The following is a 15,338-nucleotide window of genomic DNA, read 5'->3' as shown; positions in this document are numbered from 1 at the left end:
TTTCGCAAAACCCCTATCTGCACATGCAGGTAGGGGTTTTGTCTTTGTGCTCCCAAAAAGTCCCCTGGCCTCACAACAATCCCTGTGGGAGCGGGCGCGCCCGCGAACACCGGCGCAGCCGGTGCCATTCACCGCGCCGTGTGCTTCACCGGCACGCCGGCTCCCACAATTCGAGCCAGAACACTAGAATAGGCCCACGCACCTACTCAGAAGTACTCCATGTCCAATCCCATCGAACCTGAATCGCTGGCCCGGTTGCCGCTGGAAGAGCTTGTGGCCTGCCACGAATGTGACCTGCTGCTGCGCAAGCCCGTGTTACAACATGGTGAAAAGGCCCTCTGCCCGCGCTGCGGTTACGAGCTGTATGCTCACCGGCACAATGTGGTCAATCGCAGCCTGGCCCTGGTATTGACGGCCTTGTTGCTGTTCGTGCCAGCCAATTTTCTGCCCATCATGCAGCTGCACCTGCTTGGCCAAACGTCTGACGATACTGTCTGGAGTGGTGTGCTAGGCCTGTACAACTCGGAAATGCGTGGCGTGGCGGTGGTGGTTTTTCTTTGCAGCATGGCTATTCCATTAACCAAGTTGCTGTGCCAACTGGCTGTATTGCTGAGTATTCGCCTGAACGTGGGGCGCGGTTTGGGCCTGCTGTTCTACCGTATCTATCACCACCTGCGCGATTGGGGCATGCTCGAGGTCTATTTCATGGGTGTACTGGTGGCCATCGTCAAGCTGGTCGACCTGGCTGAATTGACCGTAGGGTTGGGGTTGTTCTGTTTTATCAGCCTGTTGTTGATCCAGGTTTGGCTGGAAGTGGTGATGTCACCGCATCAGATCTGGAGTGCGCTATCGGGGGAGGACCTGCATGCGGGCGATTGATGCGGGCATTCTGGTCTGCAATGAATGCCATGAGCTGAACCGGCAGGCGCCGGACAGTAAATCGCAAAGCTGCACACGTTGTGGCGCTGTAGTGCATGCGCGGCGTCCGAACAGCATCATGCGCACCTGGGCGCTGCTGATTGCCGCGTCGATTCTGTACATCCCGGCCAACGTGTTGCCCATCATGACCGTGAGTACCCTCGGCCAAGGCAGCCCGGACACGATCATGTCCGGGGTCATCACCTTGCTCAAGCACGGCATGGTGCCGATCGCTGCAGTGGTGTTCATTGCCAGCATCCTGGTGCCGACCTTCAAGCTGGTAGGCATCGGTTTGCTGCTGTACTCCGTACAACGGCGGCAACCCCTTTCGGCCCGGCAACGGATATTCATGTACCGCTTCATCGAATTCATCGGGCGCTGGTCCATGCTGGACATCTTCGTCATTGCCATTCTCGTGGCAGTGGTGAATTTCGGCCGAATCGCCAGTGTCGAAGCCAATTTGGGCGCCGTCGCCTTCGCAACTGTGGTGATCCTGACAATGTTTGCTGCTTTAACTTTCGATCCCCGACTGATTTGGGATAACACGGAGTCGGATGACGACCATGAGTGACCTGCCAACGGCTAAAACCCGCCCAGCCTCGAACTGGTCGGCCATCTGGATCCTGCCTTTGATCGCCTTGATGATCGGTGGTTGGCTCGCTTGGCAGGCTTACCGCCAGGCCGGTGTGGAGATTGAAGTGCGCTTCGAGTCGGGCGACGGGATCGTCGCCAACAAGACCGAGGTGATCTACAAAGGGATGCCGGTTGGCAAGGTCAAGAGCCTGGTGCTCGATGCCGAGGGTGAGAACCAGGGTGTTATCGCCACGATCGAAATGAACAAGGATGCCGAGCCGCATCTGACCAAGGGGACGCGCTTCTGGCTGGTGAAGCCCAGTGTCACCCTGGCAGGCATTTCAGGCCTGGAAACCCTGGTGTCTGGTAACTATATCGCAGTCAGCCCGGGCGAAGGTGAGCCTACCAAGCGCTTTACCGCGCTGAAGGTGGCGCCGCCACTGTCGGACAGCGAACCTGGCCTGCATCTTGTACTCAAGGCTGAACGGCTAGGTTCGCTCAACCGTGACAGCCCAGTGTTCTATAAACAGATCCAGGTCGGCCGGGTGAAGAGTTATCGCCTGTCCGAAGACCAGAGCACGGTGGAGGTAAAAATATTCATCGAGCCGGCTTACGCCAGCCTGGTGCGCAAACACACGCGCTTCTGGAATGCCAGCGGGGTAAGCATCGACGCTTCGCTTTCGGGTGTGAAAGTGCGTAGCGAGTCGCTGTCGAGCATCGTTGCCGGGGGTATCGCCTTTGCAACCCCGGAGTATCGCAAGGACAGCCCGCCAACCGACCCCAGCCTGCCGTTCCGCCTGTATGAAGACTTCGATGCAGCCCAGGCGGGGATCCGGGTAAAGGTCAAGCTTACCGATTACGAAGGCCTGCAGGCGGGTCGTACCCCGGTCATGTACAAAGGCATCCAGGTTGGCTCGCTGAAAACGCTGAAGATGGAAGACAACCTGGCCAGCGCTTCGGCCGAGCTGACACTGGACCCGCTCACCGAGGACTACCTGGTGGAAGGGACCCAGTTCTGGGTGGTCAAGCCTTCGATTTCCCTGGCGGGTATCACGGGGCTGGAGGCGCTGGTAAAAGGTAACTACATCGCCATTCGCCCCGGCGAAAAGGGCGCGCGGCCAGAGCGCGAGTTCGAGGCGCGTGCCAAGGCGCCGCCGCTGGACCTCAAGGCGCCTGGCCTGCACATGGTGCTGTTCGCCGATACCCTCGGTTCGCTGGAGGTCGGCAGCCCGGTGATGTATCGCCAGGTCAAAGTGGGGAGCGTGCAAAGCTATCAGTTCGCCCGCAACAGTAACCGCATCCTCATTGGTGTGCACATCGAGAAAGAATACGAAAAACTGGTCAACGGTTCGTCGCGCTTCTGGAACGCCAGCGGTATTACGCTGACTGGCGGCTTGTCCGGCATCAAGGTGAAGAGTGAGTCGCTGCAAACGCTGATGGCCGGTGGCATTGCCTTCGACACGCCGCGTGCGGATGTTCCGCTGAAGCGGCACATTCCGCGCTTCCGGCTGCACGAGAGCCAAGAGGCGGTGAACCGTGCGGGCACCTTGATCACTATCCGTGTCGACCGCGCGGATGGCCTGAAGCCAGGTACAGCGATTCGCTTCCGGGGCCTGGATGTGGGCAGCATCGAGAGCGTCGACTTGACCAATGACCTGCAGGCGGTGCTGCTGCGGGCGCGTATCACCGAAGCGGCAAATCGCATCGCCCGGGCCGGGACGCAGTTCTGGGTAGTCAAACCTGCGTTTGGCCTGGTGCGCACTGAGAACCTGGATACCCTGGTGACCGGCCAGTACCTGGAAGTGCAGCCGGCTACCAAAGACCGCGGGCCGCAAAGTGACTTCATTGCGCTGCCCGAGGCGCCGCAGGTGGCAGGGCCAGAGGTCGGCCTGCCGTTGACCCTCAGTGCACCACGCCGTGGCTCGATCAAGCCTGGGGTACCGGTTACTTACCGCGAGGTAGCGGTGGGTAAGGTGACAGGCTTCGAGCTTGGGCAGAGTGCTGACCGCGTGCTGATCCATATCCTGATCGAGCCGCGTTATGCCGCGCTGGTGCGCAGTGGCAGCCGTTTCTGGAACACCAGCGGCTTCGGCTTCGACTGGGGGCTGTTCAAAGGCGCGACCGTGCGCACCGAGTCGCTGGAAACCGTGATCGATGGTGGCATCGCCTTCGCAACGCCGGACGGCGAGCGGATGGGTAACCCGGCCCGGCCGCAGCAGACCTTCGCCTTGTTCGACAAGGCCGAGGACGAGTGGCTGCAATGGGCGCCGAAGATTCAGATAGGCAAGTAACAGCAGGCAAACACAGTCACTGGGGCTGCTTTGCAGCCCGGTGGCGACCAAGGCCGCCCCTGCAAAATTGCGGTTACACCTTGGCGCATGCCCAAATCGCAGGCAACAAAAAGCCGACCCTAGGGTCGGCTTTTCGACTTTAACGTCGCTTAGGCAGCTGCAGCTTCTTTCAGCGCCTTGATGTGGCCATTCAGACGGCCTTTGTGACGAGCAGCCTTGTTCTTGTGGATGATACCTTTGTCGGCCATGCGGTCGATTACAGGTACAGCCAGAACATAAGCGGCTTGTGCTTTTTCAGCGTCTTTTGCGTCAATGGCTTTAACTACATTCTTGATGTAGGTGCGGACCATGGAACGCAGGCTGGCGTTGTGGCTGCGACGCTTCTCAGCCTGTTTTGCACGTTTCTTGGCGGAAGGTGTGTTGGCCACCGTCGAGCTCCTCGAAAGACTTTAGGTAAATAGCAAACAAAATAGGCCGCGAATCATGCCGATCAGTCGAGCGGATGTCAAGGCCACCTGCAAGGTTCCGCCGAGCGGTGCGCCAACAAGCGGGAAAGATTCCTTTCTGCTGCGCGACCTGTACACTCGGGAATTTTTGGCTCCCCTGCGAAGGCGCGGGAGTATCGCACATTCGGATGCTGTCTGGCAGCGTCCTCTGTCATTGGCGTGAATCTTTTCGATGAACCTGCTCAAATCCCTGGCTGCAGTAAGCTCGATCACCATGATTTCGCGGGTGCTGGGCTTCATTCGCGACACCATTCTGGCGCGTATCTTCGGTGCGGGCATTGCCACCGACGCTTTCTTCATCGCTTTCAAGTTGCCCAACCTGCTGCGGCGCATTTTCGCCGAAGGTGCATTCTCCCAGGCCTTCGTGCCGATCCTGGCCGAATACAAGACGCAGCAAGGCGAGGAGGCGACCCGCACTTTCGTTGCCTATATCACCGGTTTGCTCACCCTGGTCCTGGCGCTGGTGACCGCCATCGGCATCCTGGCGGCACCCTGGGTGGTGTGGGCCACGGCCCCGGGGTTTGTCGACAGCACGGAAAAGTACGAACTGACCACGGCCCTGTTGCGGGTGACCTTTCCTTATATATTGCTGATCTCCCTGTCGTCCCTGGCCGGGGCGATCCTCAATACCTGGAACCGTTTCTCGGTACCGGCCTTTACCCCGACCCTGCTCAACGTGGCGATGATCGCCTTCGCGGTGCTGCTCACGCCGTACTTCAACCCGCCGATCATGGCCCTGGCCTGGGGCGTACTCGCCGGTGGCCTGGCGCAACTGTTGTACCAGTTGCCGGCGCTGAAGAAGATCGGCATGCTCGTGCTGCCCCGCCTGAACCTGCGCGATACCGGCGTGTGGCGGGTGCTCAAGCAGATGCTGCCGGCCATTCTCGGGGTGTCGGTGAGCCAGATCTCGCTGATCATCAACACCATCTTCGCCTCGTTCCTGGTGGCTGGCTCGGTATCCTGGATGTATTACGCCGACCGCCTGATGGAGCTGCCTTCCGGCGTGCTGGGCGTGGCCTTGGGTACCATCCTGCTGCCGACCCTGGCCAAAACCTACGCCAACAAGGACCGCGAGGAGTATTCGCGGATCCTCGACTGGGGCCTGCGCCTGTGCTTCCTGCTGGTGTTGCCGTGCACCCTGGCACTGGCCATTCTGGCCGAGCCGCTGACCGTGGCGCTGTTTCAGTATGGCAAGTTCAGCGCGTTCGATGCCGCCATGACCCAGCGGGCGCTGATGGCCTATTCGGTGGGCTTGCTGGCGATCATTCTGGTCAAGGTACTGGCACCCGGCTTTTATGCGCAGCAGAATATCCGCACGCCGGTGAAGATCGCGGTCTTCACCCTGGTCTGCACCCAGCTGTTCAACCTGGCCCTGGTCGGCCCGCTGGCGCATGCCGGGCTGGCCTTGGCCATCAGCCTGGGTGCCTGCCTGAATGCCGGCCTGCTGTTCTGGAAGCTGCGCAGTCAGCGCCTGTTCGAGCCGCAGCCGGGCTGGGCGATGTTCCTGGCCAAGCTGGTGCTGGCCGTGGTGCTGATGTCGGCAGTGCTGCTGGTGGGCATGCACTACATGCCGGCCTGGGAGCAGGGCATCATGCTGCAGCGCTTCATGCGCCTCGGCGTGCTGATCGTGGCGGGGGTCGTGACCTATTTCGGCTGTTTGTTCCTGTGCGGTTTCCGCCCCCGGCATTTCGCTCGCAAGGCCTTGCACTAGGGCTACCTGCGGGTCAGGCGTCGGTTTTTCGCATTCCACGCCGCCCCTGGGCGCTGCTGCCTGTCACCGGCGCCCGGGTGTGGTTATAATCGGCCACTTTATGAGCAAGAAGCGCGTTATGCAGCTGGTTCGAGGTCTTCACAACCTGCGCCCCGAGCACCGGGGCTGTGTCGCCACCATTGGCAACTTCGACGGGGTTCACCGTGGCCACCAGGCAATCCTGGCGCGCCTGCGCGAGCGCGGCCAGGCCTTGGGCCTGCCGACCTGCGTGGTGGTCTTCGAACCGCAACCGCGCGAGTACTTCGCGCCCGATACCGCACCTGCGCGCCTGGCCCGCCTGCGCGACAAGCTCGAGCTGCTGGCCGCCGAAGGCATCGACCGGGTGCTGTGCCTGGCCTTCAACCAGCGCCTGAGCAAGCTCGGCGCCGATGCGTTCGTCAAGACCATCCTGGTCGATGGCCTGGGCGTGCGTCACCTCGAAGTGGGCGACGATTTCCGCTTTGGCTGCGACCGCGCCGGCGACTTCGCCTTCCTGGTCGAGGCCGGCAAGCAATATGGCTTTACCGTCGAAGCTGCCAACACCGTGATTCAGGACGGCCTGCGGGTCAGCAGCACCGAAGTGCGCCAGGCCTTGGCCGACGGCAACTTCGAGCTGGCCGAGCACCTGCTGGGCCGCCCGTACCGCATTACCGGCCGTGTGTTGCACGGCCAGAAGCTGGCTCGCCAGCTTGGCACGCCCACTGCCAACATCCAGCTCAAGCGCCGCCGCGTACCGCTGTCCGGGGTCTACCTGGCCAGCATCGAAATCGACGGCAAGGCCTGGCCGGGTGTCGGCAACATTGGCGTGCGCCCCACCGTTGCCGGTGATGGGCGCCCGCACCTGGAAATTCATCTGCTGGACTATGCCGGCGACCTTTACGGCCGGCGCCTTACGGTGGAGTTCCACCACAAGCTGCGTGAAGAGCAGCGATTCGCCTCCCTGGAGGCGCTGAAGTCGGCGATCGATGCGGATATCGCCGCCGCACGTGCACATTGGCACGCTCAACCGCTAACGAAGAGCCTGAAATGACCGACTACAAAGCCACGCTTAACCTTCCGGACACCGCCTTCCCCATGAAGGCCGGCCTGCCTCAGCGCGAACCGCAGATCCTGCAGCGCTGGGACAGCATTGGCCTGTACCAGAAGCTGCGCGAAATTGGCAAGGATCGTCCAAAGTTCGTCCTGCACGACGGCCCGCCCTATGCCAACGGCAAGATTCACATCGGTCATGCGCTGAACAAAATTCTCAAGGACATGATCGTCCGTTCCAAGACCCTGGCCGGTTTCGACGCGCCGTACGTGCCGGGTTGGGACTGCCATGGCCTGCCGATCGAGCACAAGGTCGAGGTTACCCACGGCAAGCACCTGTCGGCCGACCGCACCCGTGAGCTGTGCCGCGAGTATGCTGCCGAGCAGATCGAAGGGCAGAAGACCGAGTTTATTCGCCTGGGCGTGCTGGGTGATTGGGACAACCCGTACAAGACCATGAACTTCGCCAACGAGGCGGGTGAAATCCGTGCCCTGGCCGAAATGGTCAAGCAAGGTTTCGTGTTCAAGGGCCTGAAACCGGTGAACTGGTGCTTCGACTGCGGTTCGGCGCTGGCTGAGGCGGAAGTCGAGTACGCCGATAAAAAATCGCAGACCATCGACGTGGCCTTCCCGGTTGCCGATGAAGCCAAGCTGGCTGCCGCCTTCGGCCTGGCGTCGCTGGCCAAGCCTGCCGCCATCGTGATCTGGACCACCACCCCGTGGACCATTCCAGCCAACCAGGCGTTGAACATCCATCCCGAGTTCACCTACGCCCTGGTCGACACCGGTGAGCGCCTGCTGGTGCTGGCTGAAGAACTGGTCGAGTCGTGCCTCAAGCGTTACAACCTGGAAGGCTCGGTCATCGCTACCGCCCAAGGCGCGGCGCTGGAGCTGGTCAACTTCCGTCACCCCCTCTACGACCGCCTGTCGCCGGTGTACCTGGCCGACTACGTCGAGCTGGGCGCCGGTACCGGGGTGGTGCACTCCGCGCCAGCCTACGGTGAAGACGACTTCGTCACCTGCAAGCGTTACGGCATGGTCAACGATGACATCCTTACCCCGGTGCAGAGCAACGGTGTGTATGTCGAGTCGCTGCCATTCTTCGGCGGCCAGTTCATCTGGAAGGCCAACCCGGCCATCGTCGAGAAACTCGGTGAAGTCGGTGCGCTGATGCACACCGAAACCATCAGCCACAGTTATATGCACTGCTGGCGCCATAAAACCCCACTGATCTACCGCGCTACCGCGCAGTGGTTCGTGGGTATGGACAAGCAGCCGACTACCGGCGAGCCGCTGCGTGAGCGCGCGCTGAAAGCCATCGAGCAAACCAAGTTCGTTCCGGCCTGGGGCCAGGCACGCCTGCACGCGATGATCGCCAACCGCCCAGACTGGTGCATTTCGCGTCAGCGCAACTGGGGCGTACCGATTCCGTTCTTCCTGCACAAGCAGACCGGCGAGCTGCACCCGCGCACCGTCGAACTGATGGAAGAAGTGGCCAAGCGCGTCGAGCAGCAGGGCATCGAAGCCTGGTTCAAGCTGGACGCTGCCGAACTGCTGGGCGCTGAGGCCGAGCAGTACGACAAGATCGCCGACACCCTCGACGTGTGGTTCGATTCGGGCACCACCCACTGGCACGTGCTGCGTGGCTCCCACAACATCGGCCACGCCACCGGCCCGCGCGCCGACCTGTACCTGGAAGGCTCCGACCAGCACCGCGGCTGGTTCCACTCGTCCTTGCTGACCGGTTGCGCCATCGACAACCATGCGCCGTACCGCGAGCTGCTGACCCACGGCTTCACCGTGGACGAAAACGGCCGCAAGATGTCCAAGTCGCTGGGCAACACCATCGAGCCGGAGAAGGTCAACAACACCTTGGGCGCCGACATCCTGCGCCTGTGGGTTTCGGCTACCGACTATTCCGGTGAAATGGCCGTTTCCGAGCAGATCCTGCAGCGCAGCGCCGACGCCTACCGGCGTATCCGCAATACCGCACGCTTCCTGCTCTCGAACCTGTCCGGTTTCGACCCGGCCCGCGACCTGCTGGCCCCGCAAGACATGCTGGCGCTGGACCGCTGGGCCGTGGACCGCACCTTGTTGCTGCAACGCGAACTCGAAGAGCACTACAGCGAGTACCGTTTCTGGAACGTGTACTCCAAGGTGCACAACTTCTGCGTGCAGGAGCTGGGCGGCTTCTACCTCGACATCATCAAGGACCGCCAGTACACCACCGGCGCCAACAGTGTCGCTCGCCGTTCCTGCCAGACTGCGCTGTATCACATCAGCGAAGCGCTGGTGCGCTGGATCGCACCGATCCTGGCGTTCACCGCCGACGAAATCTGGCAGTACCTGCCGGGCGAGCGCAACGAGTCGGTCATGCTCAACGGCTGGTACCAGGGCCTGAGCGAGCTGCCGGAAGGCACCGAGCTGGACCGTGGCTACTGGGACCGCGTCATGGCGGTGAAGGCCTCGGTCAACAAGGAGCTGGAAAACCAGCGTACCGCGAAAGTCATCGGCGGCAACCTGCAGGCTGAAGTGACCCTGTACGCCGATGAGGGCCTGAGCGCCGACCTGGGCAAGCTGGGCGACGAGCTGCGCTTTGTGCTGATCACCTCCGCTGCCAGCGTGGTGCCATTTGCCCAGGCGCCTGCCGAAGCGGTTGCCACCGAAGTCGAGGGCCTGAAACTGCAGGTGGTCAAGTCCGGCCACGCCAAGTGCGGCCGTTGCTGGCACTTCCGTGCCGACGTTGGCAGCCACCCGGAGCACCCGGAAATCTGCAGCCGTTGCGTCGACAACCTGACCGGCTCGGGTGAGGTGCGCCACTATGCCTAACCCTGCAGCGGGCCGCTTCGGGCGCCTCGCATGGCTGTGGCTGAGCTTGCTGGTCCTGGTCATCGACCAGGCCACCAAGCTGTATTTCAACAACGCCCTGACCATGTACCAGCAGATCGTCGTCATACCTGACTACTTCAGCTGGACCCTGGCCTACAACACCGGCGCCGCGTTCAGCTTCCTGGCCGACGGCGCCGGCTGGCAGCGCTGGTTGTTCGCCCTGATCGCCGTGGTGGTCAGCGCAGTGCTGGTGGTGTGGCTCAAGCGCCTGGGGCGCAATGAAACCTGGCTGGCCGTGGCGCTGGCGCTGGTGCTCGGTGGGGCGATCGGCAACCTGTACGATCGCATCGTGCTGGGCCATGTGGTCGACTTCATCCTGGTGCACTGGCAGAACCGCCATTACTTCCCGGCTTTCAACGTGGCCGACAGCGCCATCACCGTTGGTGCGGTAATGCTGGCGCTGGATATGTTCAAGAGCAAGAAGTCCGAGGATCCGGTCCATGACTGACACCCGTATCGGCCAGAACACCGAAGTCACCCTGCACTTCGCGCTGCACCTGGAAAACGGCGACACCGTAGACAGCACGTTCGACAAGGCCCCGGCAACCTTCAAGGTCGGCGATGGCAACCTGTTGCCGGGCTTCGAGAACGCCCTGTTCGGCTTCAAGGCCGGTGACAAGCGTACGCTGCAGGTTGCGCCAGAAAATGCCTTCGGCCAGCCCAACCCGCAAAACGTGCAAGTCATGCCGCGGTCCAACTTCGAAGGCATGGAGCTGTCCGACGGGCTGTTGATCATCTTCAACGACGCCGCCAACGCCGAACTGCCAGGGGTGGTCAAAGCGTTCGACGACGACCAGGTGACCATCGACTTCAATCACCCACTGGCTGGCAAGACCCTGACCTTCGAGGTGGAGATCCTCGAGGTGAAGGCCCTGTAAGCCTGGAGCCGAGCATGCAAATCAAACTCGCCAACCCTCGCGGCTTCTGCGCGGGGGTCGACCGGGCGATCGAGATCGTCAACCGCGCGCTGGAAGTCTTCGGCCCGCCGATCTACGTGCGCCATGAAGTGGTGCACAACAAGTTCGTCGTCGAAGACCTGCGCAACCGTGGCGCCGTCTTCGTCGAGGAGCTGGACCAGGTGCCGGATGATGTCATCGTCATCTTCAGTGCCCACGGTGTTTCCCAGGCTGTGCGCCAGGAGGCTGCTGGCCGTGGCCTGAAAGTGTTCGATGCCACTTGCCCACTGGTGACCAAGGTGCATATCGAAGTCGCCAAGTACAGCCGCGATGGCCGTGAGTGCATTCTCATCGGCCACGAAGGGCACCCGGAAGTCGAAGGCACCATGGGCCAGTACGACCCCAGCAACGGTGGCGCCATCTACCTTGTCGAAGACGAGGAAGACGTGGCCAAGCTGCAGGTGCGCGACCCGGACCACCTGGCTTTCGTCACCCAGACCACCCTGTCGATGGATGACACCAGCCGTGTGATCGACGCCCTGCGTGCGCGCTTCCCGAACATTGGTGGCCCGCGCAAGGACGACATTTGCTACGCCACGCAAAACCGCCAGGACGCCGTCAAGCAACTGGCCGATGAAAGTGACGTAGTGCTGGTGGTTGGCAGCCCGAACAGCTCCAACTCCAACCGGCTGCGCGAGCTGGCCGAGCGCATGGGCACCCCGGCCTACCTGATCGATGGCGCCGAGGACCTGCAGCGCGGCTGGTTCGACCAGGCTGCGCGTATCGGCATCACCGCCGGTGCGTCGGCCCCGGAGGTGCTGGTGCGTGGTGTGATCGAACAGCTCAAGGCCTGGGGTGCTACCGGCGCTGAAGAGCTGGATGGGCGGGAAGAGAACATCACGTTCTCGATGCCCAAAGAGCTGCGGGTTCGCTCGCTGATCTGACCGGCCAGGGCTTAGGTGCACGAGCGGCCTTGCGCGACGCAAGGCTGCTCGATAAGCGCGTTAGCCGGGGCAGCGCTGATTGTCGCGGTGCTCAGCCAGCAAGTTGACCCTCCCTGAAGAGGCCATCACCACTTGGTGGCGGCTGCTGGCCGCCGAGCGCTCGCACACCTCCAGGGTGATGGCGAACCAGCCGTTGCCCAGCTTCATTGGCACACCCAGGGCACTGAACTTGAACTGTTCGTCGCTGTTGCCGACGATTACCAGCGGCCTGGCCAGGCGCTGCTCACGCAGTACCTGCCGGTTGTGCTCCAGGGCTACACGCCAACCATTTCCCCAATTGCCATCCAGCGCCTGCACCAGCACCGGTTGCCCCTGCAACAGCGCGTGGCTACGGGCGCTACGCAGTGCCTGGGCCAAGTCGCGCGCCACCGCCGCCCGCTGCAGGTCATCGCTCATCCTGGCGTAGGCCGGTAGGCCGATTTGCGTCAGCAACGTCGCCACAGCCAAGGCCGACAACATCTGTATCAGTGTTACCCCACGTTGCTTCACCGTGCATTCCTCCCAGGAAGTGCTTCGCTAATAGCTTCTCGGTGGCTGGCCAGGAGGTCCAGTCGCTCAAGTTGAAGGCAATAGCGGGAAAAATCGCAGGAGGTGCAGGGATGCACGCATGGCAAAAGGGCATGACGCTGCTGGAGGTGTTGTTGGCGGTGGTGGTCGTGGCCGTGGGCATGTTCGCCGCTGCGGGGCTGCAACTGCAGGCCTTGCAAGCCACAGACAGTGCGCGCCGCGATGGGCAGGCGGCAATGGCGGCACACAGTGAGCTTGAAAGGGCACGGCGATGAGGCGCCGGCAAACGGGTGCTGGTTTGCTTGAGTTGCTGCTGGCGCTGACCATCGGGTTGATGGTGCTGGTGGCGGCCAGCCAGCTATTCGCCTCTGTGCACCAAGCCTGGCGGCTGCAAGGCACCGCGCTGCGCATGCAAGGGGAGGCGCGCCAGGCGCTGCTGCGCATGGCCCAGGATATTCGCATGGCGGGCATGTTTGGCTGTTTGCGCCTGAAACCTGGCGACTTTCCGGCCCAGGCTGTGCCGCCTGGCTTCGCCCGGCCAATGGAGCTGGGGCCGTCCAGCTTGAGCCTGATGGTCGCCGAGTTGCCGGGGCATACCGGCGACCCGGACTGGACCTTGCTGACCAACTGTATCGACGAGGTCAAGGTGCTGAGCCGCCGGGCACAGGCTAGCGCCACACAGATGGCGGTGCCCATCAGCCATCACCATTATGCGCACAGCGGCGGCAGGCTGTATTTCAAGCGCCGGGGCAACAATCAGCCGCTGGTCGAGCATGTGCGGGAGCTGCGCATCGTGCAGGTTGCCGGTGAGCGGGTGGATATTCAGCTGACCTTGTATGAGCCCACGCTGCAACTTGAGCAGCACCACGCGCTGAGCGTGGCATTACGCAACCCGGTACCGGCTTCATGAGCCGCCAGCGGGGTGTGGTGCTGCTGTTGGCCTTGGTCCTGAGCCTGCTGCTCGGCCTGCTGGCCGCATCGGCGCTGCGCGACGCGCTGGTCGAAACGCGTATGAATGGTTACCTGAGCGATGGCCTGCACGCACTGGAAGAGGCCGAGGCCGCCTTGCAGGCCGGGGTGCGCAAGCTGGAACAGGGCCCGCCGCCGCCCTCGTGCAATGCCTGCCTGCCGCCACCACAGCCACACGACCTGGCTGGCCAGTGGCAAGCCACCCCGACCGGCTATTTCCAGCTACAGAACCTGGGCATCAGCCAGCGTGCTGCGCACGTGCCCGAAGGGCAGGCGGTCACCCTGTTGCGCATTACTGCCGTCAGCAAGCGAAGCCAATCCAGGCATGTACTGGAGGCGGTCTACGCCGCAGCCGACGGCACATTCCAGCGCATCACCTGGCGACAGAGACTCAGAGGAGACTGACATGCAGCAAGGTTTGAGCCTGATGGAGTTGTTGATTGTCCTGGCCGTGACCGGCATTCTGGCAGCCATTGCCTACCCCAGTTACAGCGACCAGCTTCGGCGAGCCGCGCGCAGCGAAGTGGTTGGCCTGCTGCACGATGCCGCCCTGCGCCTGGAGCGCCACCGCGTACGCACCGGCCAATACGCCGAGGGCGACCCGGCGCTGCCCGGCGGCACCCGCCATTACAGCCTGCAGGCGCAACGCGACAGCGACAGCTTCACGCTGCGCGCCCGGCGCTTGCCGCATGGGCTGATGGCGCAGGATGGCTGTGGCGACTTCCAGCTGGACCAGGCAGGGGTGCAGCGCAACCCAGGTGCCGTTGAGCACAGCGCGCACTGCTGGGGGAGCTGAAGGTTGAATGGTGCCCGGCGCATCGCGGTTTTACTTCAGGTGTTGGATCGACAGATGAGCAAGCAAGTAGTGGTGGTTGGCGGCGGGGTGATCGGCCTGTTGACGGCGTTCAACCTGGCGGCCAAGGTCGGCCATGTGGTGGTGTGCGATCAGGGCGAGGTCGGCCGTGAGTCGTCGTGGGCCGGTGGCGGCATCGTTTCGCCGCTGTACCCGTGGCGCTACAGCCCGGCAGTGACTGCCCTGGCGCACTGGTCACAGGACTTTTATCCGCAGTTGGGCGAACGCTTGTTCGCCAGCACCGGTGTCGACCCCGAAGTGCACACCACTGGCCTGTACTGGCTGGACCTGGATGACGAAGCTCAAGCGCTGGCCTGGGCCGAGCGCGAACAGCGGCCGTTGAGTGCGGTGGATATCTCGGCAGCCTATGACGCGGTGCCGGTACTGGGCCCGGGTTTCAAGCGCGCCATCTACATGGCGGGCGTGGCCAATGTGCGCAACCCGCGCCTGGTGAAATCGCTGAAGGCGGCGTTGCTGGCAATGCCGAACGTGACTTTGCGCGAGCACTGCCAGATCACCGGTTTCGTCCAGCAAGGCGGGCGTGTGACCGGGGTGCAGACGGCCGACGGTGAGCTTGCGGCGGAAGAGGTGGTGCTCAGTGCTGGCGCCTGGAGTGGCGACCTGTTGCGTACGCTTGGCCTGGCGCTGCCGGTGGAGCCAGTGAAGGGCCAGATGATTCTGTTCAAATGTGCCGAAGACTTCCTGCCGAGCATGGTCCTGGCCAAGGGGCGCTATGCGATCCCGCGGCGTGATGGGCACATTCTGGTGGGCAGTACGCTTGAGCATGCCGGGTATGACAAGACCCCGACCGGGGATGCACTGCAGAGCCTGAAGGCTTCGGCGGTGGAGTTGTTGCCTGAGCTGGAAGGGGCCACCGTGGTGGCGCACTGGGCCGGGCTGCGGCCGGGGTCGCCTGAGGGCATTCCGTATATCGGGCCGGTGCCGGGGCATGCGGGGTTGTGGTTGAACTGCGGGCACTACCGGAACGGGTTGGTGCTGGCGCCGGCTTCGTGCCAGCTGTTTACCGATTTGTTGAGCGGTGCCGAACCGATCATCGACCCGGCGCCCTATGCCCCAGCGGGGCGTTTGGGCTGAGAATGCAGGGGCCGCTGTGCGGCCCTATCGCAGGCAAGCTGAACTGGTCAAGTAATTT

At 62.7% G+C, this 15,338-nt stretch carries 16 protein-coding genes; 14 read left to right on the top strand and 2 right to left on the bottom strand.

The annotated features are described in order from the left end of the window. Positions 1–219 precede the first annotated feature (219 nt). Genes B3361_RS13340 through B3361_RS13330 form a run of 3 tightly spaced genes read left to right on the top strand, consistent with a single transcriptional unit; the run spans position 220 to position 3,782 of the window. Positions 220–879: a paraquat-inducible protein A gene (locus B3361_RS13340; protein WP_054906122.1), complete on the top strand. Its 660-nt coding sequence runs from the start codon at positions 220–222 to the stop codon at positions 877–879. Continuing rightward, positions 866–1,489 carry a paraquat-inducible protein A gene (locus tag B3361_RS13335; RefSeq protein WP_009682078.1) on the top strand — a complete coding sequence of 208 codons (624 nt, stop codon included), beginning with the start codon at positions 866–868 and terminating at the stop codon, positions 1,487–1,489. The genes B3361_RS13340 and B3361_RS13335 overlap by 14 nt, the downstream gene beginning before the upstream one ends. Continuing rightward, entirely contained in the window at positions 1,482–3,782 is a 2,301-nt protein-coding gene (locus B3361_RS13330) for a PqiB family protein (protein ID WP_054906123.1), read from the top strand. Before B3361_RS13335 ends, B3361_RS13330 begins: the two co-directional genes overlap by 8 nt. Before the next feature lie 149 nt (positions 3,783–3,931). Here B3361_RS13330 and rpsT read toward each other — a convergent pair whose 3' ends face one another. Next, a complete protein-coding gene (gene rpsT, locus B3361_RS13325; protein ID WP_003247625.1) occupies positions 3,932–4,210 on the bottom strand; it encodes a 30S ribosomal protein S20 in 279 nt (92 codons plus the stop codon). Positions 4,211–4,460: 250 nt separating this feature from the next. Between rpsT and murJ the strand changes: the two genes are divergently transcribed. The 6 genes from murJ (at position 4,461) to ispH (ending at position 11,796) form a co-directional block, all read left to right on the top strand. Then, positions 4,461–5,999: a murein biosynthesis integral membrane protein MurJ gene (gene murJ, locus B3361_RS13320; RefSeq protein WP_054906124.1), complete on the top strand. Its 1,539-nt coding sequence runs from the start codon at positions 4,461–4,463 to the stop codon at positions 5,997–5,999. Positions 6,000–6,117: 118 nt separating this feature from the next. Beyond that, positions 6,118–7,068 carry a bifunctional riboflavin kinase/FAD synthetase gene (gene ribF, locus B3361_RS13315; protein ID WP_009682081.1) on the top strand — a complete coding sequence of 317 codons (951 nt, stop codon included), beginning with the start codon at positions 6,118–6,120 and terminating at the stop codon, positions 7,066–7,068. Further along, positions 7,065–9,896 carry an isoleucine--tRNA ligase gene (gene ileS / locus B3361_RS13310; protein WP_054906125.1) on the top strand — a complete coding sequence of 944 codons (2,832 nt, stop codon included), beginning with the start codon at positions 7,065–7,067 and terminating at the stop codon, positions 9,894–9,896. The genes ribF and ileS overlap by 4 nt, the downstream gene beginning before the upstream one ends. Beyond that, entirely contained in the window at positions 9,889–10,404 is a 516-nt protein-coding gene (gene lspA, locus B3361_RS13305; RefSeq protein ID WP_003247609.1) for a signal peptidase II, read from the top strand. Before ileS ends, lspA begins: the two co-directional genes overlap by 8 nt. After that, on the top strand, positions 10,397–10,834 hold the full coding sequence (gene fkpB / locus B3361_RS13300) for an FKBP-type peptidyl-prolyl cis-trans isomerase (RefSeq protein ID WP_009682083.1): 438 nt from the start codon (positions 10,397–10,399) through the stop codon (positions 10,832–10,834). The genes lspA and fkpB overlap by 8 nt, the downstream gene beginning before the upstream one ends. A 14-nt stretch (positions 10,835–10,848) precedes the next feature. Beyond that, on the top strand, positions 10,849–11,796 hold the full coding sequence (ispH, locus tag B3361_RS13295) for a 4-hydroxy-3-methylbut-2-enyl diphosphate reductase (RefSeq protein WP_029886696.1): 948 nt from the start codon (positions 10,849–10,851) through the stop codon (positions 11,794–11,796). A 60-nt stretch (positions 11,797–11,856) separates the two neighbouring features. On the opposite strand, the gene B3361_RS13290 is transcribed toward ispH, so the two are convergent. Beyond that, positions 11,857–12,345 carry a GspH/FimT family pseudopilin gene (locus B3361_RS13290; RefSeq protein WP_029886697.1) on the bottom strand — a complete coding sequence of 163 codons (489 nt, stop codon included), beginning with the start codon at positions 12,343–12,345 and terminating at the stop codon, positions 11,857–11,859. Between the two features lie 110 nt (positions 12,346–12,455). On the opposite strand from B3361_RS13290, the gene B3361_RS13285 reads away from it, so the two are divergent. From B3361_RS13285 to thiO, 5 genes are read left to right on the top strand one after another with little or no spacing between them, the layout of a single operon-like run. Then, positions 12,456–12,638, top strand: coding sequence for a prepilin-type N-terminal cleavage/methylation domain-containing protein (locus B3361_RS13285; protein ID WP_009682085.1), 183 nt, complete (start codon positions 12,456–12,458; stop codon positions 12,636–12,638). After that, positions 12,635–13,273 carry a PilW family protein gene (locus B3361_RS13280; protein ID WP_115293340.1) on the top strand — a complete coding sequence of 213 codons (639 nt, stop codon included), beginning with the start codon at positions 12,635–12,637 and terminating at the stop codon, positions 13,271–13,273. Before B3361_RS13285 ends, B3361_RS13280 begins: the two co-directional genes overlap by 4 nt. Continuing rightward, positions 13,270–13,737 carry a hypothetical protein gene (locus tag B3361_RS13275; protein WP_125855533.1) on the top strand — a complete coding sequence of 156 codons (468 nt, stop codon included), beginning with the start codon at positions 13,270–13,272 and terminating at the stop codon, positions 13,735–13,737. Before B3361_RS13280 ends, B3361_RS13275 begins: the two co-directional genes overlap by 4 nt. 1 nt (position 13,738) lies before the next feature. Then, a complete protein-coding gene (locus tag B3361_RS13270; protein ID WP_009682088.1) occupies positions 13,739–14,128 on the top strand; it encodes a type IV pilin protein in 390 nt (129 codons plus the stop codon). A 54-nt stretch (positions 14,129–14,182) separates the two neighbouring features. Then, on the top strand, positions 14,183–15,280 hold the full coding sequence (thiO, locus tag B3361_RS13265; RefSeq protein ID WP_054906128.1) for a glycine oxidase ThiO: 1,098 nt from the start codon (positions 14,183–14,185) through the stop codon (positions 15,278–15,280). Positions 15,281–15,338 lie beyond the last annotated feature (58 nt).

Source organism: Pseudomonas sp. UBA6699 (genome assembly GCF_002454615.1).
Classification (GTDB): domain Bacteria; phylum Pseudomonadota; class Gammaproteobacteria; order Pseudomonadales; family Pseudomonadaceae; genus Aquipseudomonas; species Aquipseudomonas juntendi.
The sequence above is the reverse complement of the archived record's forward strand: the minus strand, read 5'-3'. Positions and strand labels throughout refer to the sequence as shown.

What these genes read in the sequence shown, in the direction of transcription:
- B3361_RS13340 (WP_054906122.1), top strand. Translation starts at nt 220, where the DNA reads ATGTCCAATCCCATCGAACCTGAATCGCTGGCCCGGTTGCCGCTGGAA.
- B3361_RS13335 (WP_009682078.1), top strand. Translation starts at nt 866, where the DNA reads ATGCGGGCGATTGATGCGGGCATTCTGGTCTGCAATGAATGCCATGAG.
- B3361_RS13330 (WP_054906123.1), top strand. Translation starts at nt 1,482, where the DNA reads ATGAGTGACCTGCCAACGGCTAAAACCCGCCCAGCCTCGAACTGGTCG.
- murJ (WP_054906124.1), top strand. Translation starts at nt 4,461, where the DNA reads ATGAACCTGCTCAAATCCCTGGCTGCAGTAAGCTCGATCACCATGATT.
- ribF (WP_009682081.1), top strand. Translation starts at nt 6,118, where the DNA reads ATGCAGCTGGTTCGAGGTCTTCACAACCTGCGCCCCGAGCACCGGGGC.
- ileS (WP_054906125.1), top strand. Translation starts at nt 7,065, where the DNA reads ATGACCGACTACAAAGCCACGCTTAACCTTCCGGACACCGCCTTCCCC.
- lspA (WP_003247609.1), top strand. Translation starts at nt 9,889, where the DNA reads ATGCCTAACCCTGCAGCGGGCCGCTTCGGGCGCCTCGCATGGCTGTGG.
- fkpB (WP_009682083.1), top strand. Translation starts at nt 10,397, where the DNA reads ATGACTGACACCCGTATCGGCCAGAACACCGAAGTCACCCTGCACTTC.
- ispH (WP_029886696.1), top strand. Translation starts at nt 10,849, where the DNA reads ATGCAAATCAAACTCGCCAACCCTCGCGGCTTCTGCGCGGGGGTCGAC.
- B3361_RS13285 (WP_009682085.1), top strand. Translation starts at nt 12,456, where the DNA reads ATGCACGCATGGCAAAAGGGCATGACGCTGCTGGAGGTGTTGTTGGCG.
- B3361_RS13280 (WP_115293340.1), top strand. Translation starts at nt 12,635, where the DNA reads ATGAGGCGCCGGCAAACGGGTGCTGGTTTGCTTGAGTTGCTGCTGGCG.
- B3361_RS13275 (WP_125855533.1), top strand. Translation starts at nt 13,270, where the DNA reads ATGAGCCGCCAGCGGGGTGTGGTGCTGCTGTTGGCCTTGGTCCTGAGC.
- B3361_RS13270 (WP_009682088.1), top strand. Translation starts at nt 13,739, where the DNA reads ATGCAGCAAGGTTTGAGCCTGATGGAGTTGTTGATTGTCCTGGCCGTG.
- thiO (WP_054906128.1), top strand. Translation starts at nt 14,183, where the DNA reads ATGAGCAAGCAAGTAGTGGTGGTTGGCGGCGGGGTGATCGGCCTGTTG.